Genomic DNA, 1,344 nt, shown 5'->3' on the forward strand with positions numbered 1-1,344 from the left:
TGAACACCCCGGGACGCTCCTCGGCCAGCCAGCCCCGCTCCACCAGCCGCTTCACCTTCGACCGCACCCCCTCGACCTTCGCCGGCACCGACTCCGGCGGGTGGTCGGCTTCCGACTCCGGCCCGGACAGGGCCTCGGCCAGCTCCAAGCGGGCGATGGCCCGTCGCTCCAGCAGCGCCGCCGGGTCGCCGTCGCCACGGTCCTCGCCATGGAGCCGGAGATCCTCGTCCTCGACGAGCCGTCCTCCAACCTGGACCCGGCCTCGCGCCGCGAGCTCGTCAACATCCTGCACTCCCTGGACGTCACCGTCCTGATGGTCACCCACGACCAGCCGTACGCCCTGGAGCTCTGCCCGCGCTCGGTCATCCTCAGCGAGGGCGTCATCGCCGCCGACGGGCCGACGGGCGGGATCGTCGCCGACGAGGAGCTCATGGCCCGGCATCGCCTGGAGCTGCCGTTCGGCTTCGTGCCGAGCTCCGCCGCCTGACTTTGGTCCGACCGGCTGGATGTGCCGGTGGTTCGTGCCGGGGTGCTCCGTGCGGCGGCGGAGTCGAGGTTATGAAGGGAATCGAACTGAATCGGATGGAAGTTAGCCATCCGGTCATTCCCGAACATCAACCTCAGGAGTCGCATGATGCGCCCCATCAGAGCGGCCTGCCTCGGCACGGCCACGCTGGTCACCCTCCTCGCCTGCACCCCCGTCGCGGCCGCCGCGACGGACACCGGTTCCGCCCAGGACAGGGATAAGGCCCGGATCATCACACTCCTGGCCGAGGTGCAGCAGCTGACCCGCTTCCCCGTCACCCCCGGCAGCGTCTCGCAGGGCGATCAGGTCGTCGTCCGCTCGGACCTCTTCGACGAGGCGCACAACAAGGTCGGCGAGAGCCACGGCACCTGCACCACCACCCGGGGCGGCGCCGATGAAGCGGAGCAGTGCGTCGTGACCTACACCCTCCCGGGCGGCCAGCTCACCGTGCAGGGGATGTACTTCAACTACCTCGACCAGGGTCCCTTTGACAACGCGATCACCGGCGGCACCGGGGAGTACGAGAAGGCTCGCGGTTCGGTCCACGCCGACACGATCGCCACGGACCCCAAGGTCGTGAGGCGCTTCACGATCCACCTCGTCTGACGGACCCCGACGTCCACCTGACCCCGGAATCCGGCTTTCTCCCCTCGCGTTGCACCATGGGAGACGGTCGTACGAAGGGAAATGTGGGTCAAGGGGACGTCCAGGGCGGCTCACCCTTTCTCGGCAACGGGTGAAACGAGGGCCACGGACGGCGGATGAAAAGTGAGCCACTCTGCGATCTCTTGATCATCCTGACTTCACTGGTTCTGAAG

Annotated in this window: 2 protein-coding genes; both read left to right on the forward strand. The window is 68.2% G+C overall.

Translation table 11 applies throughout. The annotated features are described in order from the left end of the window. On the forward strand, nucleotides 1–487 hold a 487-nt coding region (locus tag ACWCP0_RS42125), incomplete at its 5' end, for an AAA family ATPase (protein WP_451083990.1). Nucleotides 488–634: 147 nt separating this feature from the next. Continuing rightward, nucleotides 635–1,132: an allene oxide cyclase barrel-like domain-containing protein gene (locus ACWCP0_RS42130; RefSeq protein WP_451083991.1), complete on the forward strand. Its 498-nt coding sequence runs from the start codon at nucleotides 635–637 to the stop codon at nucleotides 1,130–1,132. The last annotated feature ends 212 nt before the right edge of the window (nucleotides 1,133–1,344 follow it).

It is taken from the genome of Streptomyces sp. NPDC001970, assembly GCF_053594115.1.

What these genes read in the sequence shown, in the direction of transcription:
- ACWCP0_RS42130 (WP_451083991.1), top strand. Translation starts at nt 635, where the DNA reads ATGCGCCCCATCAGAGCGGCCTGCCTCGGCACGGCCACGCTGGTCACC.